The sequence below is a fragment of the Prolixibacter sp. NT017 genome, assembly GCF_009617875.1.
Classification (GTDB): Bacteria; Bacteroidota; Bacteroidia; order Bacteroidales; family Prolixibacteraceae; genus Prolixibacter.
Genome location: NZ_BLAV01000001.1, coordinates 1,081,773 through 1,108,768, shown reverse-complemented (window position 1 = coordinate 1,108,768; position 26,996 = coordinate 1,081,773). Strand labels below are relative to the sequence as shown.

General features: G+C 45.7%; 25 protein-coding genes. 15 read left to right on the top strand and 10 right to left on the bottom strand.

The window, feature by feature from the left end; genetic code table 11:
* Positions 1 to 52: 52 nt before the first annotated feature.
* From GJU87_RS04580 to GJU87_RS04570, 3 genes are all read left to right on the top strand, one after another.
* On the top strand, positions 53 to 994 hold the full coding sequence (locus GJU87_RS04580) for an aldo/keto reductase (RefSeq protein WP_153638423.1): 942 nt from the start codon (positions 53 to 55) through the stop codon (positions 992 to 994).
* A 66-nt stretch (positions 995 to 1,060) separates the two neighbouring features.
* Positions 1,061 to 1,561, top strand: coding sequence for a GNAT family N-acetyltransferase (locus tag GJU87_RS04575; RefSeq protein WP_153638422.1), 501 nt, complete (start codon positions 1,061 to 1,063; stop codon positions 1,559 to 1,561).
* An 848-nt stretch (positions 1,562 to 2,409) separates the two neighbouring features.
* A complete protein-coding gene (locus GJU87_RS04570; protein WP_153638421.1) occupies positions 2,410 to 2,892 on the top strand; it encodes a hypothetical protein in 483 nt (160 codons plus the stop codon).
* Between the two features lie 352 nt (positions 2,893 to 3,244).
* On the opposite strand, the gene GJU87_RS04565 is transcribed toward GJU87_RS04570, so the two are convergent.
* The gene (locus tag GJU87_RS04565) at positions 3,245 to 3,625 is read right to left on the bottom strand and encodes an HU family DNA-binding protein (RefSeq protein ID WP_153638420.1); all 381 of its coding nucleotides are present in this window, start codon (positions 3,623 to 3,625) and stop codon (positions 3,245 to 3,247) included.
* Between the two features lie 499 nt (positions 3,626 to 4,124).
* Between GJU87_RS04565 and GJU87_RS04560 the strand changes: the two genes are divergently transcribed.
* From GJU87_RS04560 to GJU87_RS04540, 5 genes are all read left to right on the top strand, one after another.
* A complete protein-coding gene (locus GJU87_RS04560; protein WP_153638419.1) occupies positions 4,125 to 5,075 on the top strand; it encodes a hypothetical protein in 951 nt (316 codons plus the stop codon).
* 3 nt (positions 5,076 to 5,078) lie between these two features.
* Entirely contained in the window at positions 5,079 to 5,822 is a 744-nt protein-coding gene (locus GJU87_RS04555) for a hypothetical protein (protein ID WP_153638418.1), read from the top strand.
* Between the two features lie 36 nt (positions 5,823 to 5,858).
* Positions 5,859 to 7,082: a glycoside hydrolase family 172 protein gene (locus tag GJU87_RS04550; protein WP_153638417.1), complete on the top strand. Its 1,224-nt coding sequence runs from the start codon at positions 5,859 to 5,861 to the stop codon at positions 7,080 to 7,082.
* An 89-nt stretch (positions 7,083 to 7,171) separates the two neighbouring features.
* The gene (locus GJU87_RS04545; RefSeq protein ID WP_153638416.1) at positions 7,172 to 7,945 is read left to right on the top strand and encodes a PIG-L deacetylase family protein; all 774 of its coding nucleotides are present in this window, start codon (positions 7,172 to 7,174) and stop codon (positions 7,943 to 7,945) included.
* 165 nt (positions 7,946 to 8,110) lie between these two features.
* Positions 8,111 to 8,905: an energy transducer TonB gene (locus GJU87_RS04540; RefSeq protein ID WP_153638415.1), complete on the top strand. Its 795-nt coding sequence runs from the start codon at positions 8,111 to 8,113 to the stop codon at positions 8,903 to 8,905.
* Positions 8,906 to 9,086: 181 nt separating this feature from the next.
* Here the strand turns inward: GJU87_RS04540 and GJU87_RS04535 are convergent, their stop codons facing one another.
* The 3 genes from GJU87_RS04535 to GJU87_RS04525 form a co-directional block, all read right to left on the bottom strand.
* A complete protein-coding gene (locus GJU87_RS04535) occupies positions 9,087 to 10,028 on the bottom strand; it encodes a cation diffusion facilitator family transporter (RefSeq protein WP_153638414.1) in 942 nt (313 codons plus the stop codon).
* 176 nt (positions 10,029 to 10,204) lie between these two features.
* Positions 10,205 to 11,647 carry an NAD(P)-binding domain-containing protein gene (locus tag GJU87_RS04530; protein ID WP_153638413.1) on the bottom strand — a complete coding sequence of 481 codons (1,443 nt, stop codon included), beginning with the start codon at positions 11,645 to 11,647 and terminating at the stop codon, positions 10,205 to 10,207.
* A 52-nt stretch (positions 11,648 to 11,699) separates the two neighbouring features.
* Entirely contained in the window at positions 11,700 to 12,263 is a 564-nt protein-coding gene (locus GJU87_RS04525; protein ID WP_153638412.1) for a cupin domain-containing protein, read from the bottom strand.
* A 304-nt stretch (positions 12,264 to 12,567) separates the two neighbouring features.
* On the opposite strand from GJU87_RS04525, the gene GJU87_RS04520 reads away from it, so the two are divergent.
* The 7 genes from GJU87_RS04520 to GJU87_RS04490 all read left to right on the top strand — a co-directional run bounded on the left by GJU87_RS04520 (position 12,568) and on the right by GJU87_RS04490 (position 19,553).
* The gene (locus tag GJU87_RS04520) at positions 12,568 to 12,750 is read left to right on the top strand and encodes a hypothetical protein (RefSeq protein ID WP_153638411.1); all 183 of its coding nucleotides are present in this window, start codon (positions 12,568 to 12,570) and stop codon (positions 12,748 to 12,750) included.
* Between the two features lie 121 nt (positions 12,751 to 12,871).
* Positions 12,872 to 13,663 carry a type IV toxin-antitoxin system AbiEi family antitoxin gene (locus tag GJU87_RS04515; RefSeq protein WP_153638410.1) on the top strand — a complete coding sequence of 264 codons (792 nt, stop codon included), beginning with the start codon at positions 12,872 to 12,874 and terminating at the stop codon, positions 13,661 to 13,663.
* On the top strand, positions 13,660 to 14,451 hold the full coding sequence (locus tag GJU87_RS04510) for a nucleotidyl transferase AbiEii/AbiGii toxin family protein (protein WP_153638409.1): 792 nt from the start codon (positions 13,660 to 13,662) through the stop codon (positions 14,449 to 14,451). The genes GJU87_RS04515 and GJU87_RS04510 overlap by 4 nt, the downstream gene beginning before the upstream one ends.
* A gap of 525 nt (positions 14,452 to 14,976) precedes the next feature.
* Positions 14,977 to 15,324, top strand: coding sequence for a DsrE family protein (locus GJU87_RS04505; RefSeq protein WP_153638408.1), 348 nt, complete (start codon positions 14,977 to 14,979; stop codon positions 15,322 to 15,324).
* Between the two features lie 517 nt (positions 15,325 to 15,841).
* Complete coding sequence (locus GJU87_RS04500) at positions 15,842 to 16,402, top strand: hypothetical protein (RefSeq protein WP_153638407.1); 561 nt, start codon at positions 15,842 to 15,844, stop codon at positions 16,400 to 16,402.
* A gap of 370 nt (positions 16,403 to 16,772) precedes the next feature.
* Positions 16,773 to 18,701 carry an AAA family ATPase gene (locus GJU87_RS04495; protein WP_153638406.1) on the top strand — a complete coding sequence of 643 codons (1,929 nt, stop codon included), beginning with the start codon at positions 16,773 to 16,775 and terminating at the stop codon, positions 18,699 to 18,701.
* Positions 18,702 to 19,004: 303 nt separating this feature from the next.
* A complete protein-coding gene (locus tag GJU87_RS04490) occupies positions 19,005 to 19,553 on the top strand; it encodes a hypothetical protein (protein WP_194831439.1) in 549 nt (182 codons plus the stop codon).
* Between the two features lie 552 nt (positions 19,554 to 20,105).
* On the opposite strand, the gene nspC is transcribed toward GJU87_RS04490, so the two are convergent.
* The 6 genes from nspC to GJU87_RS04460 form a co-directional block, all read right to left on the bottom strand.
* Complete coding sequence (gene nspC, locus GJU87_RS04485) at positions 20,106 to 21,248, bottom strand: carboxynorspermidine decarboxylase (protein WP_153638404.1); 1,143 nt, start codon at positions 21,246 to 21,248, stop codon at positions 20,106 to 20,108.
* Positions 21,249 to 21,607: 359 nt separating this feature from the next.
* Positions 21,608 to 22,591, bottom strand: a complete 984-nt coding sequence (locus GJU87_RS04480) for a dihydroorotate dehydrogenase-like protein (RefSeq protein WP_153638403.1) — start codon at positions 22,589 to 22,591, stop codon at positions 21,608 to 21,610.
* A gap of 212 nt (positions 22,592 to 22,803) precedes the next feature.
* Positions 22,804 to 24,600, bottom strand: a complete 1,797-nt coding sequence (locus GJU87_RS04475) for an FAD-dependent oxidoreductase (RefSeq protein WP_153638402.1) — start codon at positions 24,598 to 24,600, stop codon at positions 22,804 to 22,806.
* 2 nt (positions 24,601 to 24,602) lie between these two features.
* Positions 24,603 to 25,793, bottom strand: coding sequence for an NADH-quinone oxidoreductase subunit D (locus tag GJU87_RS04470; RefSeq protein ID WP_153638401.1), 1,191 nt, complete (start codon positions 25,791 to 25,793; stop codon positions 24,603 to 24,605).
* Positions 25,786 to 26,313: an NADH-quinone oxidoreductase subunit C gene (locus GJU87_RS04465; protein ID WP_153638400.1), complete on the bottom strand. Its 528-nt coding sequence runs from the start codon at positions 26,311 to 26,313 to the stop codon at positions 25,786 to 25,788. Before GJU87_RS04465 ends, GJU87_RS04470 begins: the two co-directional genes overlap by 8 nt.
* A 29-nt stretch (positions 26,314 to 26,342) precedes the next feature.
* A complete protein-coding gene (locus GJU87_RS04460; protein ID WP_153638399.1) occupies positions 26,343 to 26,984 on the bottom strand; it encodes an NADH-quinone oxidoreductase subunit B in 642 nt (213 codons plus the stop codon).
* Positions 26,985 to 26,996 lie beyond the last annotated feature (12 nt).

Below are 26,996 nucleotides of genomic sequence, written 5' to 3'. Positions count from 1 at the left end.
TTTGTGACGAAATATTAGTATTTTGAGGCAAAATCAAACTAACAAGACGAAGATGAATCAGAAAAATCACAACAAAGGGATCAAACGTCGCGACTTTTTGAAGACCAGCGCTGCCTTTGCCGGTACCGCCATGTTCATGGGAATGGGAACATCCCGGTTATTCGGTGCGACCGGTCTGTCGGAAGTATCTATTGAAAATGTCACGCTGAACAATGGTGTGAAGATGCCCATCCTCGGGTTCGGAACCTACGGACTGAACGGTGAAGTATGCAAGGATAGTGTTGCCGATGCGATTTCACTCGGCTATCGTCTGCTCGATACAGCCACGGTTTACCGGAACGAAGAATTCGTGGGTGCCGGCATCAGGCAAAGTGGTATTAAGCGTGAAGAACTGTTCATTACCTCCAAGGTGTGGGTCGATGATTCGGGTTATGAAAAAGCGAAAAAAGCCTTTCAAACATCGTTGGACAAGTTGGGAACCGACTATCTCGACCTCTATCTCATTCACCGGCCACGCGGCGATGTAAAAGGTTCGTGGAAAGCAATGGAAGAGCTATATAAGGAAGGCAAAATCAGGGCGATCGGGGTCAGTAATTTCGAGCCACACCAGCTCGATGATTTGATGGCCGGTTTTGATGTTACGCCCGCCGTCAATCAAATCGAATCGCACGCGTTCTTCCAGCAGAACAAAGCCCATGCCTACATGAAGCCGCACAAGATACAAATGGAAGCCTGGGCTCCTTTGGCCGAAGGCCGCAACGGACTCTTCACCAACGAAACGCTGGCGGCCATTGGCAAAAAGTATAACAAAAGCAATGCACAGGTGAGTTTACGGTGGCATTACCAGCGAGGCATCATTGCTATTCCGCGCTCGTCGCAGAATGCACACCGGATGGAAAACCTCAACATTTTCGATTTCGAATTGACCGAATCCGATATGCGGACCATTGCCCCCCTCGACCTGAACAAAACGCAGTTCCCGGAGTGGAGCTAAGGATGTCATCCCTCAGAGGGATGACATCCTTTAAGAAGCGCCCGGTTCAATTACATAAAAAACCACATGAACTTACCTCCCTACGATACGTTCCCGAACATTTCGGGTGACAAAGTCTCCCTGCGACAAATTCTACCGTCCGATATTCATGCCATTATTGATATATCCTTCTATGACGCCGTCAAAGCTTCAACCACGGAAGAAGCGACGGAAATGCAGGAGAAAATCGAAAACGATTACCAGGAAGGTAACTCCATCCACTGGGGCATTATCGATAATGCATCCGGCCATATCGTTGGCACGTGTGGTTATTACCGGGGATTCTACGGAGGCGCAGGAGAACTCGGGTGTGTTCTGCTGCCTCAGTTCCGGGGACAAGGTTTTATGACCGCCGCCCTGCAACTGGCCATTAACTTTGGCATTGAGCACATGAAGCTCAGCCGCATCTGGGCGGCCACAGCAACCGAAAACCATAGCGCAAGAAAGCTATTCGAACGACTCAACTTCAAAGAGGTAAGAGATACACCGGACGGAGAAGTTGAGTTGGAGTTGGTGCGAGAAACATGATTGCCCGTCATAATCTACTCACCCAACCCTCTCTAACATAGAGAGGGGCAATTCAGACGCAGTCTGGATGGGGTGAGTAGAAATCATCAGCCAATCCATAATCGAAGCATTATACCGCGTAGCGGTTTGGGTATTGTAGAACAGAGGCGATAAGCGCTGACATTTCCCCGTAGGGGATGCACCAATCATCAATTCCGGTTAAAGGTATTTTTAATGTATAACTCCTACGGAGTAACCCACTTCAATTCAACGCTCGGCTACAATACCGGATGCCCTGCGGGCAATCGCTCTCTTGGTTACTGGTAAAGACGGATGATCCGAATCCGTCCCGGTTGGTTTGGGTAAACATCAACCGTCTCATCCGACAAAATCTTTTTCTACTCACCCAACTCTCTCTAACATAGAGAGGGCTTGAGACACTGCAAGTTCTCTACACTATAATTCCAAAATATAAGAATTTCACCAGCAAAGCTATTGGAACCGAACGTTGATGGAACCACCGGCCCCGCCCCTCTTTACTCGTAGAGAGGGGCAATTCAGACGCAGTCTGGATGGGGTGAGTAGAAGTATGCGGCCACTCAATTAGCCAGCGAATAAATTTCCACTCCGGTTCATCTCTTTTCTCCTGCCCGGCTTCTTCTCAGGCTGCCCTGGCATTATCTCCATTTGTCCACAAACCCGTGTGCATAAATAGCCACTGCCGCACATTCGGTTTGCAATAAGTTTTGTTAATTTGACCAGCATAAAACGGACTCCTGGAATTGAACCACATCAAAATGTGAAACCCGGAAGTCCGGATTGCTATAGACTCGACAGACCAGATTTAAAGTGATAAACAAAAATGATATATGATGAAAAATCTATTGTTCTTAGTTCTTGTATTCGGCTTTTATTCAGCATCTGCACAAATATCCTTCAGGACCGGGAATTCGCAGTTGGATTTGGATTTAAATGTCATCAATGCACATGCCAGTGCCGATTTTGGCACCTTTAAAGCAGATATGAATGTATCGTACAACGTTGCCGAAAAGAAAATCGACTATATGAGAGGGAGCTTACACATGGCACCTGGTGAGATATACCTGGCATTGGAAATCTCGAAGATAGCAAGAGTCCCGCTGGACAACGTCATATCGGCCTATAGAACCAACAAAAGCAGAGGCTGGGGTTATATTGCCCGACAAGTAGGTATCAAGCCCGGCTCAGCCGAATTCCATCAACTAAAGAATAATGCAGGTTCAAAGAAAGGGAATGGAGCAGGCAAAAAACCGTCCCATGCAAAAATGAAAAACAAGGACAGAGGGAATTCGTCAAAGCATAAAAAGCATTAACACTTTGCAGAGCAATGGCAGAGAAATAGCAGGCCCGACCGGACAGGGTCCAACGGGCTTTTCTTGTGCCTAAAAACCCTCTTCAAAAACTTATACGGTTCTCTTGTCATCTTTATACGGTTCTCATCAAATCTTTATACGGTTCTCCCTACCTCCTTTATACGGTTCTCCCTACCATCTTAATACGGTTCTCGTCGGAGCTTAATACGGTTCTCCTTTCCGCTTCCTCCTGAGAAAGGTAAAAAACGAACTGGAATAAGCAGGCAGTGACAAAGCACGAAGGGAAAGTCGGGAGGGAAAAAGGGACGAAAAAACTCCCGGAACTGGCGGGTTCCGGGAGTACATAAGTGGATTAACGAGGAGTGAACGAAGCCTTGGCAACGGCTTCTTTCATCTCCTTACCGGGACGAAACCGGATGTTCACCGCTTTGATTTTATCGGCGGTACATTCGGCCTCCGTGTCGACACCTTCGCTGCTAACGGTTAACAGGAACGAGCCCCAGTCGCCCATTTGCACCGTGTAACCATCGAGCAACGAGCTAATGATAACGGTCTGCAATTCGTCCAGTACCAGGCTGGCTTCTCCACGGCTTAAAGTCGTGTTCTTACTAAGCGCTTCAGCTATCTCCTTTTCACTCTTCTGCCCTACCCGTTGCGGGGTGATGTACCATCTTTTCGGAGCTTGCAGATCGCGTGGGTTTACACGCTGGGTCTTACTATATAATATAGACATATTAAACGTTTTAAAAGATTACTGGAAAATCCGGTGATAACCCGGAATTGATATCTTGGTTGGCAAAAAAGCAGGTTGGCTAGCGGCGCTCAGGTACTCCACTCACGACGAATAAATACCGGCATGGAATTACGCAATGTGGTCGCAAGTGGAGTTCGGCTTTCGATTTAATTGTCATAATCTGTTGGTTTCTTTCGGAATATAAATTAGGAATAATTCTTCAAATCATACCCTTAAACTGCCGAACAACATATCAAAATGTTCGAAAAATAAATCTTCTGCCTTGCTTTTACTCCGCCGTTTTCGTCCTTTTTAATGCTGGTTATCAACTTTAAGTTAATAAATAGCCCATATCATGCGATGGGGATATGGTATGTTTTTGCTAATTTGAACGTCGTAAAACTGGCGGATGAAATTAAGCCACACGATATGATGAAATCAGAATACTAGGAAAAATATCGATTCGATATAAAAGATTACTAACCAACACTAAAAAAATATGGCAGACAACGAAAAATTGAGAATGAAATTCAAATTGCATCAGCTAGAATTCGAGTTAGAAGGGGATCAAGAAGTAGTAAAAGAACAATTTGAAACCTTCAAGTTATTTATCACAAATGACTTGTTGCCAAAGATCAATGTGCAAACGTTACAGGAAGCCGAGCCGATAGAGGATAAACCTATTCCGCAGATAGAACAGCATGCCAATACTGTAATTGACCTGAATGAAATTCCAACTTTACAAGATGTAAAATTAAGAGACTTAGCCAAGAATGAAACGGATTGGCTGTTGGTTTATATTTACTATGCTTCTGAGGGAGGAACTAAGGAATTTACTCGTGCCAACCTTTTACAATTATATAGAGATAGTAATAGGTATACGGACAATAAAAGAAAGAGCTTGTCCCAATACATCAAAAATATTGTAAAAGCTCAGTACATTAAATCTACCAATGACACAAACTTTATCCTATTGGAGAAAGGAAAAATGAAAGCTCACGAAATATTTGATGGAAAATCGAAAAGCTCGATGGGCAACAAAGTCGTATCTACGACAAAAAAAATCAGTATAACCAAAAAGGAAAAATCAAATAGAAAGCAAGTCAGCGTAAAACAAGGATTTAAACTTGATCGCAACTTAAATTTACACCCAGAAGGGAAACAAAGTTTGATGGACTTCGCAGAGGGCTATAAGATGAACTCTATGAAAGAGCGTATTTTAGTCATAGTCTACTATTTAAAAGAAATTCTTGAATTGGAATCTATGAATCCAGATCACATTTACACAGGGTTTGAGAAATTGAATATTCGCGTTCCCAAGAGCCTTTATCAATTGATTAGCGATACTAAAAACAAAAAAGGATGGCTTGAATTTGACACGATGGAAAACATTGGATTATCCATACAGGGTAGAAACGCTATAAAATATGACCTAGCCAAACACGAATAGTGAATGAAAGAGCTTGAAACATTTATTGAAAAAGTTGAAGATTTTGACCAACTGCCTTCAAGTAAGCAAATAGATTTATTTGCTTATTTTCTTTTAATCAAAGAAAAAAAAGACGGCTTTATTGCTAAGGATATCTTAGATTGTTTTTTTTCGTCACATCTTCCACCATACTCAAATATCCCATCATACTTATCATCGAGATCAAAAGGTAAAGGGAAAAAGTTTATCAAGAAAAACAGTAACCGATATTACCTCGAAAGAACATTCAAACAATCCTTAGATGAACAAATAGGGGCTCCTGCTCTGCCCTCTGAGGTACATTCAAACTTTTTCCCAATAGAGTTATTCGACAATACAAGGGGATATTTAAAGACAATAGCCAACCAATCCCTAGCAAGTTATAACATAGGCATATATGACGGTTGTTCTGTTTTGACTCGAAAACTCATCGAGATTTTAATTATTGAGTGTTTCGAAAGGCATGGTAACGAGAGCCTAATAAAAAGAGAGGACGGCAATTTCTATTTCCTCAGCGACCTTATTGCGGAGTTTCTTAAAGAGCCTGCATGGAACGTTGGAAGAAATGCGAAAACCAGCTTACCTAAGATCAAAAACATAGGTGATAAATCTGCCCACAACAGGAGATACATTGCACGCAAGAATGACTTAGATGACATTAAAGATGACGTAAGAATTGTTATCGAGGAGTTGATTCACCTAGTTGATTATGAAAACTGGAGAAAATAACAACCGTACATAAAAAAACAACCAAACCCATACGCCATGAAACACACCGGTAACTTACTCATTCTCGCACTCCTCTTCCTGGTCTCCTGCCAGCAAAAGGCAGAGCAGCGGGGTCAATCGATGTACTCTTTCCCGGAGCAAACCCAATCGCGTTGGATTAGCTTTGAGAACCCGCACGGCGAAAAAGGCAAAGGCGGCATGGAGAACTTTGGGGCGAAAGGACATCCGCAGGATAGCATCGGCGCCGGCGCCACCCGGGTGTTAATGGACATCAAAGGCAGCGGCGTCATCAACCGGATGTGGGTGACCATCAACGACCGGAGTCCGGAAATGCTGCGTTCGCTTCGAATCGATATGTATTGGGACGGTGAAAGCAAACCGGCCGTCTCCGCTCCTTTCGGCGATTTCTTTGGCGTAGGTTTGGGCCGGATGACTGCTTTCCAGAATGAACTGTTTGCCGACCCGGAAGGGCGCTCGTTCGTTAGTTTCATCCAAATGCCATTCAAAACCGGGGCAAAGATTACACTCACCAACGAATCGGACCAACCGGTTTCGGCCCTGTTCTATGACATCGATTACCTGCTGACACCCTGGAAAAAGGACAACCTCTATTTCCACTGCTACTGGAACCGGGACACCGCCACCACGCCGGGTGTCGATTATACCATCCTTCCCGATGTATCGGGCAAAGGCCGCTTCCTGGGAACCAACATCGGGGTGAATGCCAACCCGGCCTACGGAGATTCGTGGTGGGGCGAAGGGGAAGTGAAAATGTACCTCGACGGCGATACAAAATATCCCACACTGGCCGGAACCGGAACGGAAGATTACATCGGTACGGCTTGGGGCCAAGGCCAATTCATCACGCGGTACTCGGGCTGCACCATTGCCGACAGTAAAAACAAGCAATGGGCCTTCTACCGCTATCACATCCCCGACCCCATCTATTTTGATTCCGATTGCCGGGTAACCATTCAGCAAATCGGGGGAGCTCCGAAAGCCCAGGTAATCGACCTGCAGAAAAAAGGAGCAAATCTGATACCGGTGACCATCCACGATGGCCGTACGCTGCATCTCATCTACAAAAAGGATACGGTAGTGAATCTGGCAGCCATCCCCTATAATGGTTGGACGAACTTTTACCGCTCCGACGATGTCTCCTCTACCGCCTACTTCTATCTCGATCAACCAACAGACGATTTACCGCCCTTAAAGCCGAGAGCATACCGGGTATATCATTTAAAAGCGGGTAAGGAATAAGAACATTTCAAAGCCCAACGTCAAACCAAATAACTTGATGTTTGCGAGTTTTCCACTACATTTAGGTTCCTAACTAAACACCAAACGTTATGGCTAAAAACTCACGCAGGCAATTCCTGGCCCAGACGGTACCCCTCACCATCGGTGCGGCGATGGGAATCACCCAGGCAAATGCGATGGGAAGCGCTACAGCTACTCCATCTGAAAAGAAGAAGAAAGTGGTAGTGGTTGGCGCCCATCCGGATGACCCGGAAACCATGTGCGGCGGCCTCATGGCCTTGTACGCCGATGCCGGGCACGAAGTGGTTTCGACTTACCTAACAAGAGGCGAAGCTGGTATCGAAGGAAAATCGCACGAAGAAGCGGCTAAAATCCGCACCGCCGAAGCACTAACGGCCTGCAAAATTCTGAAATGTCGCCCTGAGTTCCTGGGACAAATCGACGGAAATACCGAAATAACGAAAGAAAGATACGCACCCATCTATGATTTCCTGGAAAAGGAAAACCCGGATATCATTATCACCCACTGGCCCATCGATACGCACCGCGACCACCGGATTTGTTCCAACCTGGTGTACGATGCCTGGTTACGGATGAAAACCAAACCTTCGCTCTATTTCGGTGAAGTGATGACCGGCGCTCAGTCACAGAACTTCACGCCTACCGATTACATCGATATCACCAGTGTGATACAGCAAAAACACCAGGCTTGTTATACCCACGTCAGTCAGAAAGTCGACGAATGGTACCCGAATGATCATGCGAGAATGGAAGTATTTCGCGGAATGGAGTTCGGATGTGACTATGCCGAAGCATTTGTACAGCACGTAAGAAGTCCGGAGAATAACCTGAAGGAAACTTGATGATCCAACTACCCGTTTCTATTGCCCTTCGAAAGTAATGCACGGCATCCGCAACGTGGGCGATACAGAACTGAAATACCTGGTGATAAAGAAGTATCGGAAGTAATAGGGCTTATCAGGTCCCTGGACATAAATTTCACAGTTTACTCTACTACAATTAATAAAATGAAATACTTGCCAACCATCATATTATTAACGATAGTTGTACTCAACGTATTTTCACAGACCAATGAAACGATTAAACAAGATTCAACTAATTACGGTGAGTCGATCATAGATTATTTTGAAACTCCTCCTGAATTCCCGGGCGGGATGGATTCCTTGTGGTGTTTTATAGAGACTAATCTTAATTTCAATATAATTAATTCGCAGAAAGATTTCGGAAAAGTCTATTCGGTCTTTGTGATAAAAAGCACAGGGCAAGTATCAAGCATCAAAATAAATCCAGAATACACCCGCCGCGCTCCCGGATTTTTAAAAGACAGTATAATTGAAAACGAAATCAAACGGGTCTTACAGCTAATGCCACGTTGGACTCCCGCAACACAAAGAAATATTCCAATTAGAATAAGCTTTTCACTCCTTTTTCAAATCCCTTATACCGATTTTAAATGTAAACAGCTAAGTAATCCCACAGCCCGCTATTGGAAGGTTGATAAACCTGCCCGGTTCGTATATAAAGGCGTAAAAGATACCCGGAAAAGCATAGCGATGTTTGTCAGTGAACACATGATTTGGCCAAGTCAGGATGATTGTGTCGGGAACATCTTAGTCAGGGTATTGGTAGATAAAACAGGAAAGTTATCTGATTATACAATTATCAGAGGTCTTGATGGATGTCGCGGATTTAATGAAGAATCTTTGCGCCTGATCAAATTAATGCCTGATTGGACCCCCGCGGAAATTAATGGGAAACCTGTAAAATCATATTATATAATTCCGATTAAATTCATGTTTTAGCCAACACCTAAAATCTTTACTCCAACTTTCTCCATTTTTTTAAGTCCATATAACTAGTCAACTCCGTCTTTAAGCATCGTTTGATTTTCTTTCGAATGGTGAGTTTGCCAGGTATTGTCATCGTTCAGTCAGATGGTTGTCACGCCACACTTGCTAAAATGCAGGACATCTAACGTTCCACTCATTGTATATCCAATGTCCCAGTGTCGTTTGGGTCTTCAGGAGCTCTTTCACTGTACGGTTCAATATGAATCCCGATATGGGTCTGGCGCCCGAATTTCGCCCGAATCGACCTTTCGATGGCCGTGGCAATATGGTGCGATTCGACCACCGTCAACGTTTTTTCAACCTTGACGTGTGCCTCGATGGCGATGATATCACCAATCTTGCGGGTCCGTACCTGGTGAAAATCTTTCACACCGGGGGTCGTCCGGATAATCCCGGAAATCACCTCCTCCGTCTCGTCAGGCAGAGCCTCCTCCAGTAGCTCCCGGATACTGGGATGGGCAATGTCCCAGGCCACCTTCAGAATAAAAAAACTAACAATAACGCCCGCAATCGGATCGAGAACCCGCCACTTTTCCCCCAGCAGGATAGCCCCCGAAATGCCCAACGCGGTCCCCACCGAAGAAAACGCATCCGACCGGTGATGCCAGGCATTGGCAACCACGGCCCGACTGTTGACCCTTGAACCGATGATCTTTGTATACCAATACAAGCCTTCCTTGCTAACAATGGAAATCAGCGCTGCATATAACGCAATATAACCCGGTTGTTCGATGACGACGCCATGAAACGACGCCACTATTTTCCTGGCTCCGGTCCATAAAATCCCGATGCCCACAAACAGCAACGCAAAACTGATAAGCATTGTGGCAAAGGTTTCATACTTCCCATGTCCGTACCGGTGATTCTTATCCCTCTTTTTCCCTGAAATCCTCACAAAAACCAGTACGATTATATCGGTTATCAGATCCGACAACGAATGGACGCCATCGGCCAGCATCGCTGAACTTTTACCGACGACTCCAGCGACGATCTTTCCGGCTGTCAGCAGCAGATTGACTGCCGAACCAACCAATGTGACATGCTGAATGGTTCTGACTCTGTTCTGTTCCTCCATCGCAGACTATAATGAGTTTATCAACCTGACAGGTCTGAGAGCCCCGGACACAGAGGACCTGTTACCTTGACTCCTCACCCGGCTCATCCGGTTCTCTGCCAGGCATAACACTTTAGATGTAAATTTACGTTTTTTCGCTGTTAGGTGACGTACGCATGAGGTGAGTCTGCATACATTTAAACTCTCTTCATCAAATCCTTCAGCACCTTTTGAGCCAGCTCCTTCTTACTTTGGCGGCCATTCAGCCGGTAGCGGGCTGCCACCACCGGTCCGGTCAGTAATTGGATAAGGCTACTCAGGTTGCTCCATACCTTCGGAGCTACGCCGATGATTTGGGCGATGGTATCGAGGTACGTCAGCGTTTGCACCCGCATCGGATTGACTTTTCGTTCCTCACAAAGCTGACGGTGTTTCTCCACTTCCCTTTCCATTAACTCCGGAGACGGAAGCTGCGTATGCCCGGCAATCACTTCGGCAATGTACCTTCCCTGCATCTCGAGGGCCGGTAGAATCGGGCCCACAATATAGCACATGCCGCACATGGCAAGATTCGGCGTTACCGGAGAAAATATCTGCTGATACAAGGGAACGTAGTTGTTCTCCACTCCCGTGAAGGCCGGTTTCATAAAAGGGATATCAATCTGGTAGCCGGTGGCGAAAATGAGGGTATCCACCGTTTCGGTGCTGCCATCTTCAAACGTGACCTCATTGCCGGAAACCGATTGGATCACCGGCTTGACGTCCAGCTTCCCTTGTTCCAACCGTTTCAACAACAAATCATTCGGCACAAACCGTTGTTTCTCCAAATCGAGAGAGTGGTCGGGTGTCCCAAAATATTGCCGGATGGCCTCATCATCATACTGTTTGTAAGCCTTCATCAGCTTGCTTCGGAAAGCTTTTTCCCGCACTGCTTTCGGCAGGCTGGCCGACAATTTGGTCAGCTGCAAATCATACGCCTTGTTATCGATGAACCGGGGCACCAGCCACGACGGGCTCCGCATGGAGAAAAACGTCCCGGAAGCTACATCCGCTACTTCCGAAGCAATATCGATGGCACTGCTCCCCGCTCCCACGACCAGCACCTTCTTGCCTTCGAAGCTTTCCGGCGAGAAATAGTCCCGGCTATGCAAAACCTTTCCGGGAAATGTGTCCAGTCCGTCAATTTCCGGCATGGATACTTTCTCGTGGCGGCCATTGGCAATAATCAGCCAGTCGAATGTCTGTGTTTCGCGATTTCCACCCGATTCAACCTCAATAATAAACCGTCCGTCCGGTTGTTTGTCAGCACGAATAACGCTTGTATTGAATTGAATGTATCGGGTCAGGTTGAATTGTTCGGTGTAGCTCTTCAGGTAATTTGAAACGACTTCCCGCGAAGGAAAATCAGCGACCTCCTTTTCAAACGGGAAATCAGAAAAGGCCATCATCTGCTTCGAGGTATTGGTAATCAACGAGCGGTAAGCCGCCGTGTCGCATTCCTGCTCTTTTTCGTTGATCTTCCATAATCCCCCAAACCGGTCACTACGTTCAAAAACGACCGGCTGAATACCGTATTCCAATAAGCTTTTCAAACAGGTCAGGCCGGCTGCTCCGGCCCCGATGATGGCCACACTTTTCATGTGTTTATCTTTTCACTAATTCGTTTCTGTAATCGGCGTATCAACACCGTGTTTATTTATCTCCGTCACCCGGCAATAGTTCCTGAAGTTTCTTATCCATCCCCAACCCTTTGGCTATTCCGGCCACGACAAAAAACACCGCTTTTTGCAACCAGATAGGAATTCCGTATAACCACGTATCACCCAACTGCGCCAGTATCGCCATGTGAAAAATATTGGAAGGCGTTCCTTTCGGGGATGCTTTCCCGGCAGCCGCCAAGGCATGATTAAGCCGTAATGCTTCTTCGAATTGTTTGGCCGGCGTTACTTCCACGGTGTACGTCACTGGTTCGGACGATTCATTCCAGAAGGTATGCGGACATTCGGGTTTCACCAGGTAAGATTCGCCGGACGCTAGCGTTAATTGCTCTTTGTTCTTGCCGACAATCAGGTTGAGTTGCCCTTCCACCACACGAAAATGCTCACTAAAATGGCCGTGGTAATGATACGGCGCCCGGTTCATTTGCCGCGCTTTCATGGTACTGCGGATTTTAAACAGCTCGCCGTTGCTTTCCGCCGTACTGACCAATATTTCAACCTTCACACCCGTGACCGGGTTCTCCATTTTTCGTGTCATCCATTCAGGCTTGTTGTGCAAATATAGAAAAATCGGATAAAGGAGCTCGGCATCTGAATTCCGGTTTCAATCGACCACCAAAATCACGCTGTGTTCCATTAAATGTGCAGGCGAATAGTGTCCTTTGGGTTTTCTTTGTGTTCCTCGTGGTTAATTCTTTTACCACTAAGAGCACTAAGTTTTTCACAAGGCAAAAGATGAAAGGCCGAACAGCGTTTAAATTGACTACCGGTGCTTTCAGCCTCAGCAGTCAAACACCGGTATCTTCTTGTATCTTTATCCTGAAATAACGAAACCAACCAACATGTCCATTCAGTCCGAACTGACTCATCAGCTATACCATCAGGGCATCGATTTCGTGCAATTTGTCGATGTTTCGAACTTACCGGAAGAACAAAACATTGCACTCTGCACCACTTGCCTGCGCTGTCTGGTGATGTGCCCGTGGACGCAACGGTATGCACAACAACTCACCAAGTTTCGTTAAGAGACAAATGAACTTCTTAAAATTTCAAACAAATGTTTTCTTCCCATTTAAACAAACAAATCTTAGTAATAATTTGAGAATATCACCTAAAAAAGGTACTTTTCTCTAAATTTTACTAAAATTGACAATTGCAACCTACATAAAGAAACTTTTATCAGAGGAAGTATACTCTTTTTCATTGGAGGAGATTCGCCGGGTTATCGGAAAAACAGAAATTCCTCTAAAAAAAGAGCTCGAACGTTTAACGGAAAAAGGAGAAATCGTCAATCTCCGAAAAGGATTTTATCTAATCATAACTCCGAGATATTCTTCAGCCAAGAAACTCCCCATTCAGCTCTATTGCGATAAGCTTTTTAACTACCTGAAAAGAAATTACTATGTAGGTTTATTCTCAGCAGCCAGGTTTCACGGTGCCAGTCATCAACAAATTCAACGGGATTACCTGATGACTGAAAAACCAAAATTGAACGATATATCAAAAAATAATATTGATATCCGTTTTTTTACGACAAGTAATTGGTCTGACAAGAATATTCAAATAAAGAAATCAGATGCAGGAATTTATCGGATTTCAAGTCCGGCCCGGACCATTGTCGATTTAATACATCACCAAACAAAATTAGGCGGAATCAACAGGATGCTTGCCACCATTGAGGAGCTGACAGAGGAATTAACCCAAGATGATGTAGCGGAACTTTTAAGCTGGTATCCAAACAAAAGTACATTGCAAAGATTGGGGTTCCTCCTTGAGGAGCTCGAAATGTATGAGAACTATCAGGAATTGATATTTAATCACTTAAAACAAAAGAACTTTTTCCCGGTATTGTTAATTCCCGGGTCAAAAAAAAAGCCGGGTGCCGTGTATAATAAGTGGAAAGTAGACGTCAATGTGAAATTGGAAAGCGATTTATGATACCCAAGCCCTATATAGCCCAATGGCAGGAACAGGCACCATGGACTGAATTTTCGCAGGTCGAACAGGATTTGATTATTTCCCGAACGTTAGTGGAAATATTCTCGGACGATTTCTTACACGATAATCTGGCGTTCAGAGGAGGAACTGCTTTGCACAAGTTTTACCATCATCCTGCACCAAGATATTCTGAAGACATTGACCTGGTTCAAATCAAACCAGGCCCGGTAAAACCAATAATGGAACGGCTCAATAAAGTGATTACGTTTTTTGACGAGCCGAGAAACACACAGGTGCGGGGACATGGAGCAAGGGCTTTATACCGTTTTACATCGGAATATGAAGAAATAAGGATGCGGTTAAAGTTAGAAATCAACTGCAAGGAGCATTTAAATATATTAGGATGGAGCGATTTTCCCTTTGAAGTAGAAAGTGAATGGTTCTCGGGTAAGGCCAGGATACGAACCTATTCAATCAATGAATTACTGGGAACCAAGTTGCGTGCATTGTACCAGCGAAGCAAAGGCCGTGACTTATTTGATCTGGATTATTCAAGGCGAAATGTCGACCTGAACAACGAGGAAATCATCACTTGCTTTAAGGAATACACGTCGTTTGCAACTGGCAAAAAGCCGCCGAGCAGGAAGGAGTTTTTATTGAATATCGAAGAAAAAGAAAATAGTGCGGTGTTTACAGGTGACATGGAAGGCCTTTTGCGGCCTGGAGTTACGTACAATCAAAGTGAAGCTTTTAAATGGTTAAAATCAGAATTAATAGCACGCATTTAATTGAACCCACCGGTACATGACAAAGTTTTCACACAACCATTAAGCCAGTATCACTGCACCACCTGTCTGCGCAGTCTGGTGATGTGCCCGTGGACGTAGCGGTATGCACAACAGCCGGTAAAGGCATGTATGTCGTAAGAAAAAGTATGTCCCCCGAACATATTTCAGGGTGCCCCGCACCAAAAAGTATGTACCCGGAACATGTTTTAGGGTGCGCCGTTTAAAAAAGTATGCATGCTCAACATATTTCCGACATCGCTCCGGAGAAAAATATGTATCCTCAACATATTTCAGGGTGCCCCGTTTGGGAAAGTATGCATGCTTAACATGTTTTAGCCACTGCTGCGGGTCTATTCGGGTCTATTCGGGTCTATTCAATGAACTGTGCGAAGGCTTGATGAACCAACCACTGTCAGGGTACAAGACCACTGACAGGGATTTGGCTAACCGGTGGGGACCGTTCGCTGTGTAGCGGGCAGTTGATGTCCGGAACATTTTGGCCTTTTTTGATTAAATTCGGCCTTCATGGAAAGCCTTAAAAACACACTCCTCCTGCTATCGCAATATGGCATGGGCACCGGCGACGAAGCGCTGGGACTGCAACTGGTAACCAACTATCTGAACCTGATGAACGAAGAGGCGGAACCGCCCCGTTTCGTTGCCCTCTATAACGGCGGCGTCAAACTAATTTGTGAAGGTTCGCCGGTGATTGACATCCTGAAGGAGCTGGAGCAAAAAGGCGTGAAACTGCTGGCCTGCAAAACCTGCCTGCGGCATTTCGATCTGATCGACAAAATGGAAGCGGGAATCGCCGGTACCATGATGGACATCGTTCAGTTGCAAAAGGTCGCCGACAAAGTGATTAGCCTGTAACTGGCTTTAACCTGATGGTCGCAGGGCACCGATAACAGAAACGTTGATGCATTGCACATATCAGAACTCATTCTTTTATAAACATCGTTTGTCTGTCCTTTTGTCTTGCCACAAAAGGACCAAAAAGTCAAGTCAAAGTGATCCTTCAACCCGCGTCACGATTTTGTCTTTGCGAGCCCACATCCTCTAATCCCCGCACAAAATCATTCCCGCTGTCGCCGGCCCGGCCTACTTTGACTGGCCCACGCACCTTCCGATAAAATCGTTTTTATCCTGCATTGTGCGCAATATCTATTTAATCCCGTAGGGATGACATATTGGTAGCCCCGGGTGTCAACCCGGGGATATGGAATATAGGAGGGAAAGCGGTCGTGCGATGGTTCCGATTGAAAAGGTTGGGTTGTTTCGAACGCAATGGAGATGTAGTTTGTCCGTCCTTTTGCCTTTTAATAAAAAACGCTACTTTCAACGGTGGAAACGAAACCGCGAAGCAGGACATATGAAAACTCTGAGCAAGATGAGAGCCTCCCACCGAACGACGATGAAGATATGTTTGTGTCTTCTCCTGCCCTTTTTTTCCATTCATGCGGCCCGGGCACAGGAACGGGTGAAAGCTGGCGTTGAACTGGATGTGCTGCCTTATTTGACCGGAGGGTACTTTGGTGCCGCCTGGGCAGGGAAAGGACACTTGCGCACCCGGGCGCTTTTTGCCAAAGTGCATATGCCCGACTTTATCGTGCGGGATGGATTTACGAACAATACCATCCGTTCGTATGCCTTGCTGGAAGATTATTTTCTGAAAAAAGAACAGACCGGTTTTTGGCTGGGTGGCGGCCTTGTTTTGTGGGATGGAAAGATTCAAACCAACCAACGGCTCGAAACGGCATCGTATCAAACTTATCTTTTGAACGGAAGCATGGGGTATATCTTCAATCTTTCGCAGCGGTTTTATCTCAGTCCGTGGGCCGGATTGAGTCTCCGCGTGGGAGGCGACCGCCATATTCCGGTTGATAATAAAACCTATGACCCGCCACTCCTCGACCCGGAAATGTCGGTTAAGTTTGGATATCGGTTTTGAATGGCTGAGAAAATTGATCGGAAACTACTCTCACTGGTGTAACTTTGGGCCGCCCTGTTGGCTCTCCTCAACCTCGCTAGCAATAAATCCTCCGTGCCTTGCGTTTGTTTTATGATAAAAAATGCTAATTTGAGCTTCCTAAACGTGAGAAAATAATGGCATACAAAATCATAAAACAAAAGCCTGACCAAACGTGAGATATATTTATATCATGATTTTTAATGGTGCTCTTTCCAATCCTATTTGGAGTATAAATCGCGCCTCTTCTTGCCCCCAAAAGAAAAAACACACAAAATTGTAATTACGTTAGCTTATATTAAAAATACTACTGCCAAAAGTTCAAAACAACACTAATTAAAAATTCGATCACATGATTATAGGACTCATTTTAAGATACATAAAAACATACCAAGGGATAAACTATATTCCGATTACTTCTAAAGACAATTTTTGTGGTTTTGTCGGCAATAATGGCATTGGCAAAAGTACGATACTTGAGGCATTAGATTGTTATTTCAATGATAAACCATGGAATTACAACATAGTAACCAAACGAAGTGGGTTATCTGTCACCAAACCATTGATTACTCCAATATTTTTAATTGAAAAAGATAAGATTGGAGCAAGTAATAAGCCAGCATTTGAAGCTTTAAGTAACACCGTATGGACTATCACAGAAGATGATGTAAATAACGCTCATCGAGTCCATATTAAATCATTTCTCAATCAAAGGGAATTACTTTCAAGAGAATATAATTCGGATGACTATTTCCTTATTCCTTTAGGGGTAGATTATAATAATGATTGTGCTTTAAGCATTTTTAATTGTAACAAAACTGCACTAGCATTATTACCGGACTTATCTCCTGAAACTAATAGCCTAAATATTGACCAGTTAAATATTCTCAAACCGCTCATTGAAGAAGTAAAAAACGTATTTCAATATATCTATATCCCGAAAGACATAGATCCAACGACTTTTACTAAGCTTGAAACGACCGAGATTCAAGCTTTAATGGGCGAAAGTTTAAATGAAGTCCTTGAACAGAGGGTCCCGCAAACGCAAATATCTGAGATAAATAGAAGCCTAAATGATTTTTTGACTAATCTTTCTCGTGAACTGGGTAATTATTCTTTTAGAACTCCGACTGATAGGCAACAGAATCTAAGGAAGAATGACATTTATAGATTGATCATTGAGGCTTTTTTTTCTATTCGAAAACTTAATAAAAGAGAAGGAGAACATTGGCTAGAGATATCAAGTCTAAGTAGTGGCGAGAAACAAAAAGCTATAATAGAAGTTACCCACAGTTTAATAAAAAATCACAGGGAGAATAGTGACAATCTATTAATTGGAATTGATGAACCAGAAAGTTCACTTCATATGTCTGCTTGTTTTGAACATTTCTTAAAAATGAGTGAAATCTCGATTTCAACCCGTCAGTTTCTATTTACGACCCATTGGTATGGATTTCTTCCTATAATTGAAAAAGGAAGTGTTACTGCAATCACTAAACCGAACTCAAATCATCTCTTTGATTTAATTAGTCTTGAGAATTACCGAGAAATGGTAAAACAACAGATAAGAGAATCCCGAGGAGTTTTACCATACGATATAAGATTGAAAAGCATGAATGATTTCATCCAATCAATTGTATCTTCAATATTGGATGACAATCCTTTTAATTGGATTATTTGCGAAGGCAGTTCTGAAAAGATTTATTTTGATTTTTATTTCGCTGATTTAATAAATGGCTCCAATCTAAGAATTATTCCTGTTGGTGGAGCAAATGAGATAAAACGTATTTATGAACACCTAGTTGTTTCAATTGATGAGTTTAGACGAGAAATAAAAGGCAAAATTGCTTTTATTATGGACACTGATGCAGATTTGCTGCAGTTTGAAACTAACAATACATCAAATGTTTTCATTAAACGATTAATCAACAAGGAAGGAGATACACATCTTATTAATATTAATTCAAACCCTAAAGCACCGCCAACAGAAATTGAAGATTCTCTAAATGGCAAAGCATTCTACCAAGTTTTAAAAGAGTTTAAAAGTAATTATGAAGAACTCCTGTCATTTGTTGAAGAAGACGATACCAAAGAAGAGGTGGTTTCTTTTTATGCTTTAGACTTAAGACCAAGTGAATATCAAAACTTAATACGATTTTTTGATTCTGACAATAATAAATATGATTTTGCAAAAAAATACATTGACGTAGTAAAATCTGAAACAACCAATTACGAAGTCATGAATTGGATAACTGAAATTAAGGATTTTTTTAATCAATAATGTGAGCTAACAATTGCACATTCTATTACGGCTATTATGCTCAATCGTTCACCTATTTCAGATACGCCTACTACAACCGCTACTTCTCATCCAAATAGCTAAATTCCCGCACCAACCGAAAACCGGTTTCGTCGTTTCGCGTTGCTAATGATGGCATGCCTCCGAGGGATGACATCCTTTTTTGCCACCGCCAAAGCATTACCGATTAAATTTCTTTAACAAAAGAGTTGTAATGGAAACTCAACTTTTTTCCGGGCCATATGTCTCAGTATTATCATTCAGAACAATCTTGAGGAGACGAATATGAAAAGATTTTCAATGCCTGGTCAACTGAAATACATTCTTGCCATTGTGTTTTTGGCAAGCCCGTTTCTTTCCGGCAATCTACTGGCCCGGGATAACCATCACCATCCATGCCTGCAAATGAAGGATTCGACCCTGATGAAGCGACAGGAAATGATACACTCCCGGAGTCATATGGTGATGCCGTTCGACATGAATAAAGTCACCCATTACTTTATCAAAACCAACAACGGCGGCGTTTTACGGATCAAGGCAAAAGACCCGGCAGATACGTTGCAAATTTCGCTGATCCGAAAACACCTTCACAAAGAAGGAATCTTGTTTTCGAAGGCCAATTTTAAAGACCCAAAAACCCTTCACGGGATGCATATGCCGGGACTCAAAACACTTTCGGGAGCAAAAGGCAAGTTTACGGTTGACTATCAGCAACTGCCGGACGGCGCAAAGCTCACATTTGCTTCGAAAGATGCTGCCGTCATCGATGCGCTTCATGTATGGTTTGATGCCCAGTTGAGAGACCACGGCAGCGATGCCAAAAGTAAGGAATAGATACTGCTAAGGATTTGCGATGGTGGCCTTTTAAGGAAATCTTATCGGCTTGCGTTGGATGTTCAGGTTTAAGAATGAAATGCCTGCCAATCATGAACCGAGTTGCCCATAGGGCATCAGGTATTGTAACAGAAATATCGCATCGGAAGCCTTTACGCCGTAGGTGTTACACGTTATTATTTATCTAATCGGACCGGAAATAGGTATATCCCCTACAGGGAAATACCTGCGCTCGTTGGCCTGAGGCTACAATACTGCAACCGCTACGCGGTATTCGTCGGTGGTCATTGCACGAAATGGTCATTTAGAGGTTGGTGTGTACGTGTGGCGCAGGGACTTTATATTCAATCATGACCGCTCCGATGTGCTCGGGGGTGCGCCTCTGTCTCTGGCTGTGTTCTTATCCCGGGGTGGCGTCGTTCCTCCTTACCCCGGGCTATGAAGATTTTACCCCTCCGGGCCGAAAAGCATTTCGCCCCTTCGTCCTTCCCCGCAACGACGAAGCCTATCGGCGTAAATCCGTGAATAAAATCCGTAGCCATCCGTGGAAACTTACGACAACCGCTGCTTGTAATCCGAATAACTGAACTCCCGCATCAAGTGAAAGCCGGTTTCGTCGTTCCAGATACCGATAGCCGGATGGGCCACGCCGTTGAACATGGTCGTTTTCACCATCGTGTAGTGAATCATATCCTCAAAGACAATCGAATCGCCGGGTTGCAGCTCTTCGTCGAACGACCAGTAGCCCACAAAGTCACCGGCGAGGCAAGAGTTTCCGCCCATGCGGTAGGTCGGTTTGCCATCCACCGGGTCAAAGTGTGCGCCCTGAATACGCGGCTTGTATGGCATTTCGAGGCAGTCGGGCATGTGAGCCGTAAACGACACGTTGAGCACCGCCGTCCGGATGCCTTTGTTTTCCACTACATCCACCACGGTCGATTTCAGCACACCGGTTTCCCAGGCAAACGCACTGCCCGGTTCCAGGATCACCTGCACATCCCATTTTTCGCGGAAAGCTTTCAGGAGGTTAATCAAATGCTGCGTATCGTATCCTTTGCGGGTCATCAGATGGCCGCCGCCCATGTTCACCCATTTTACGCTGGGAAGGAAACGGGCAAAACGCTCTTCGAACGCCGCCAGTGTTTTCTCCAAATCAACCGAGTTCGATTCACACAACGTATGAAAATGGAGGCCTTCTACCCCTTCGGGCAACTCGTCACCCAGTTGTGATGATAAGATACCCAAACGCGTTCCCGGCGAACAGGGATTGTACAAATCGGTATCTACTTCCGAGAATTCGGGATTGACCCGCAAGCCCACGGATATCTTGCGCGAATAGTTTTTCACGGCCGGCAGGAACCGCTCCAGTTGCGAAAGGGAATTGAAGGTGATGTGTGATGAACATTCGAGCACCTCGTCGAAATCGTCCTCTGTATAAGCAGGCGAATAGGTATGCGCCAGCGACTTCATCTCCTCCACTGCCAAACGGGCCTCGTACGCTCCGCTGGCCGTTGCCCCGCTGATGTATTCGCGAACAATAGGGAAAGCGCTCCACATGGCAAAGCCTTTAAACGCGAGAATGATATCCACACCCGCCGCGTCTTTCACGCCCCGGATGAGTTCGAGATTTTTCCGCAACAAACCTTCGTCGAGCACATAACAGGGCGAAGGAACTTTACTCAGATCGATAGCCATAACTTAACTGCCGTAATTATTCAAATGAAGCAGCAAAGTTACGTTTTTCCCGGTAGGATAGAACAGGAAGGAAATAGATAAAAACAAACCGGGCACCAGCAACGACAGAGAGTAACGTTATAAAGCAGGAAGTCGTTGCGGCACCCGGTAGTATTGAATAGGCCTTTCGTAAAAATCGGGGTTGGGTTTTGATCAGAACGGTCAAATTGTAGCAGTCGCGTTTTTTCCCCTCCAAACCTCCCCGAAAGGGGACTTTAAGTCTCCCTTCAGGAATGGTTTTTAGGGGTCTAATCCAGGTTACTGTTAAATTCTCAATTCCAATCTTTTCAACCAGACCTTACAGAAAGTCCCAGGTGGTTCTATTTTACGTCCGAAAAGTACTTCATGAACTGGGCACGTTCGTAAATCATCGGTTTGTGCACGTTCTGCTGGCTCAGTTTGCCAATCAGTTCACTTACTGAGTTGTAGTTGTGTGCTTTCATCCAGTTGGTCATATCGGTCAGCATTTGCGGAATGATGCCCATTCCGTTTTTGTAGATAGCCGAAGCCAATTCCACTGCGTTGGCACCTACCAGTAGGTTCTTCAGGATGGTTTCTCCATCGTGGATACCGGTCGAAGCCGCCATGTCGCAGGCCAGTTTTCCCTTCAGGATGCCAATCCAGCGAAGGACCATGGCATTCTCGTCGGGGTTGCTGTAAATGACCGACGAGGTGATCTTCATCTTCTCGAGATCCACATCCGGGCGATAGAAACGGTTGAACAGCACCAGCGATGAAATTCCGGTTTCCGACAGTTTGATGGCAAAGTTGGCCATCCCCGAGAAGAAATTGCTAATCTTCAGGGCCACCGGAATGGTGATGTGCTGTTTGACGGCTTCCACAATGTCGAAATAGATCTGTTCGATATCGGTACCGGTATAGTTCCCGTCGGAAGGCATGATGAACATGTTCAGTTCGAGCGCGTCGGCACCCGCTTCCTGGATGCGGCTGGCAAATTCGGTCCACTCCGATGCCGACACACAGTTGATGCTGGCGATGATCGGGATGGACGTCTTCTTCTTGCTTTCGCGAATCAATTCCAGGTAATGGTCGATGCGGTGTTTTTTGGTGTAGAACCCGATGTAGTTTTCCACGTCGTCGTACGAGCCATACATGTTGTTCATGCGCTGCTCATCGATGTCCATCATGATCTGCTCTTCGAAAAGCGACTTGAGCACGACAGCTCCTGCGCCGTTGATTTCCAGCTTTACGACATTCTCAACCGAATCGGTCAGGCCGGAACTGGCGGCGATAATGGGATTGCGCAAATCCAATCCCATGTATTTTGTCGAAAGATCGGTCATTGTCTTTAATTTTTATAAGGTTGCATTAGAACTAACATATTCAAATTTAGGATTTCGAAAGCTACATGTAAAGCCTCCGCTTGCTCACCCCTAAATCCCCTGAAGGGGACTTTAAGCCGCCCCTTTAGGGGAGGTTTGGAGGGGTGAATCGCTCGGAGTTACCAATCGAAATTGTGATTTGAATACTTCATTCTCCACAACCTCGGTTAACATTATTTTTCAGACAAATATTTATCGATGCCCATGGCCGCTTTGTGACCGTTGGCAATACCGTGAATGACATCAGGTCCCTGGATGATATCACCACCGGCAAACAACCATCCGGCACTGGTTTGGAAATCGTCGTTTACGAGGATACGACCACGTTGATCCATATCCAGCTGCTCTTTGAACGCTTCCGGCAGGTAGGAAAGATCCATTCCCTGACCGATGGATTCAACCACCATGTCAGCCGGGAAGAACTTCTTCTGCTCTTCGTCGAACTTCGGAGCAAAACGACGGTTCTCGTCAAATACCGAAACACATTTTACTACGTGCAAGCCTTTCAGCTTATCGCCTTCGGTTTCGATTTCAACTGGTCCCCATCCCGGATCGATAACGGCGTTCTCTTCGCGGGCTTCGATTACCTCTTCCCGGTCGGCCGGCATAATGTCTTCCGATTCGAGCGAAGTGGCCAACACACCTACTTTACCGTATTTCTGTTTCTGCAAGCGGGCCAGCGAACGGGTGATATCCATCGCTACGTTACCACCACCGATTACCACGATATTCTCTTCTACCGGAACTTCTTTGCCCAGCACGATATCACGCAGCAAATCGACTGCCTGGTAAACTTTCGGATGGTCGGTTCCGGGTACGCGGGTACTGCGTCCCATGTGCAAACCGGTTCCTGAGAAGACTGCGTCATACTGGTTGTGCAACTCTTCCAGTGTGATATCCTTACCGATGGTCACATTGTATTTAATTTCAACGCCCAATGAAAGGATGTAGTTGATATCCTTGTCGAGCTGTTCGTACGGCAGACGATATTCCGGAATACCGAAACGCATCATACCACCGGCAGCCGGCAATTTTTCGTAGATGGTACACTGGTAACCCATGAGGGCCAGATAATGTGCAGCCGACAAACCGGAAGGTCCTGAACCGATAATAGCAACTTTCTTCCCGGTAGGTTGCAAGTTCTCGGTATTGAGAATTTTCTTGTACTCCTCTGCCGGGTTCTGGTCAGCGATGTAACGCTTCAGCCAGCGAATTGACAACGGATCGCCATGGTGACCAACGGAACAAACGGTTTCACACTTGTGGGTACAAATACGACCGCAAATTTCAGGCAGCGGGTTGGTATCGTACAGCACGCGCAAACCTTCGTTCAAATCGTCGTTACGGATGGCCTTGATGTACTCCGGAATTCCCATGTGAGCAGGACAGGTAGCCACACAGATACCACATTCCACACAACGGTCGGCTTCCTGCTCAGCTTGCTCTTTCGAGTATCCCTGTACGATTTCGATGAATGACTGGTCGCGTTTTTCCGGTTCCAGTTCTTCCATCGCTTCGCGTTTCGGATTGTACAGTTCGTAGCCGTTACCCGGTTTCTTGTAACCTTTCTCGCGGTTGTCCCACGATTTGTTCTCAGCTCCGGGTACGAAACGGAAACTATCCGGATCTTCATCTACCCAGGTATATTCGTTACTCAGCGAAAGCGAATTGGTGGTACAAACATCCACACACAGACCACACCAACAGCAGCGTCCGTAGTCTACACGGGGACGCAAACCACTGTCGCCATCTTTGGTATCGACACCTTCAACAGGCACCAGGTCGATGGCAGCATTCTGACAAATGGACTCACAAGTACCGCAGCCAATACATTCGCTGATATCATTCTTATGAAATCCCCGGTACCGGTCGGCGGCCTCACGGTTCAGCGGATCCTTGATGGTCACGGGTTCGCGGACCACATGTTTCCAGGCTGTGAACGGGGACAGTATATCATTTAACTTTGCCATAATTATCGTTCAATTTCAGGTGGATACGTATGCAATGAAACCATTAATCCGGCCACATCGGCGATGTTGGCATTCACAATCATCTTCTCGAGGAGGGCCACAGCGTGCGTATAACTCGGTCCGCGTACATTGATTCGGCGTGGGTATTCCGTTCCGTCCGAAACCATATAGTAACCGTACTCACCGCGGGTACATTCAGCGCGACTGTAAGTCTCGCCGGCCGGCACTTTCCAGTGCAGTACGTTCGGAGTTTTCGCACGGATGTCACCCTTATCGGGAATCTTCGTCATGATCTGACGAATCAAATCGACGGTCATCAGTAAGTCGCGACGACGAACATCAGCACGGGTGTAGATATCAGAATCTTTTCCTACGACCGGTTCGAAATCAAGTTCCGGATATTTCAGATACGGGTTGTCCTTGCGAACATCTTTGGCCACACCCGCTGCACGGGCATTAGGACCGGTAATTCCGAAGGGATTGATCCAGGCCGGGTCGATAACGCCCATACCAACGGTACGCTTCTTGAACACGGCGTTGTCGAACATTACCTTCTTCACGTCCTTCATGAACTTCTCGATTTCGTCGAGGTTCTCAGTCATCCGCTGACGGAAACCATCAGGCAGCAAACCGCGAACACCACCAGGCAGCATGTACATGTGATAAATACGGCCTCCGGTCAGTTCCTCAAAGCGATCCAGAATCAAATCGCGCAGGTAAATCGTCCATTGTCCGATGATACCCTGTCCGAGGGAACCAGCTTGTCCGCCAATCCATGCGAGGAAACTCTGCAGACGAGACATCTCTAACACGAGGGTCCGCAACCATTCGGCAGCTTCCGGTACTTCAATGCCGGCCAGCTCTTCCATCGCGGAAGCGAAACAGTACTCATTAAAATCGGGTTCAGGAACCGCTACACGGCATACAATCGGGAAACACTGAATGTATTTCCGGCGCTCCATCAGCTTTTCGAAACCACGGTGCAGATAGCCCACGTGTGTTTCGCAATCCATTACTTCATCGCCCAGCAAAGTCAGCTCCAGCGACATATTTCCGGTGATACCGGGGTGCTGAGGGCCGTGCCAGATTTTCATGAACTTGTGCGAATCGTAATCCACGTCAATCTTGCCCTCGCTATTTTTTTCGGGGAAGAGGGTTCTGTCCTCATTCCATTTCAGCAGCTTCTTACTCATTGGGATAAAGCTTTTTCTTCATGTATTCCGCCGGATCGTGTGTTTCGCGTCCCGGACGGGGGAAATACGTTTTCTCCGAATACTCTTTGGTATCGAAATCGCGCCGGTAAGGCGGAATTTCTTCCCATCCCTCGAGGATGAACGGCTTGTCCACGTCCGGACTGCCGGGGAAGTTGATACCAAACATTTCGCGCAATTCGCGCTGATATGTGCGAGCCTGCTCCCACAAGTGGTGGATGGAGTACATCTCAGGGTTTTCGCGGCTAATCATCACGCGAACACCCAAATCCACTTTCTTTTCAGGATGGTGAAGCAGGTAAGTCAGCTGAAAATGCTCGTCTTCAATCCAGTCGACTGCCGTAAGCAGCACCAGGTGAGCGAAACCTTCATAGTCCCTCAGGTGCGTAATCAAGCCAACAGCCACCTCTTTTGAGGCAATCAGAAAACCGAGGTTTTCCCGTTGCTGGTGATAGCTGACCACCTGAAAGTGCTTTTGCAGATTTTCTATAATCGTTTGCATAATCTTCTTTTTTACAGGTTCAAACCAGTTTACCAGTTATAATCGGGCATATCCCAGTCCTTGATGATTTTCTTCTGGTTGCCTTTGTACCACTCGAAGTTCTCGGCATACTTGTTGGCTCCCTCTCCTCTTCCTTCGCGGATGATATGCTTCAGTTTATCGAAACCGGCCAGCAATGCTTCCGGACGCGGCATACAACCAGCGATGTAAACGTCAACCGGCATGTAATGGTCGAGACGGTTAATGGTGTTGTAACTGTCCCAGTACATTCCGCCGTTGATGGTACAGCTTCCAAGCGCTACCACAAATTTGGGGTTCTGCATCTGTTCGTAACTGCGGACCACACGTTTCAGGGTTTTCACCGAAAGGTAACCGGAGATAACGAACACCGAAGCCTGACGGGGTGTCGGCCGCCACTGGATACCAAAACGGTAAGCGTCGAAACGGGGCGTCATGAGCGGGCGCATTTCAATCGCACCACACCCGGTTCCGAAACCAAGCACCCAGAGTGATTCGCTTCGGGCCCAGTTGGCAAACTTTTCGATGATGCCACTGGCCGACTTGCATGATTTGGGACGCGCATCACAGAAGTAATCCTTCAACGGATCCACCTCAATTGGATTACCTTCCGGTGAGATGACGGTCCTTTTTTCTATATATTCTTTACCCATGTCAACTAAGCT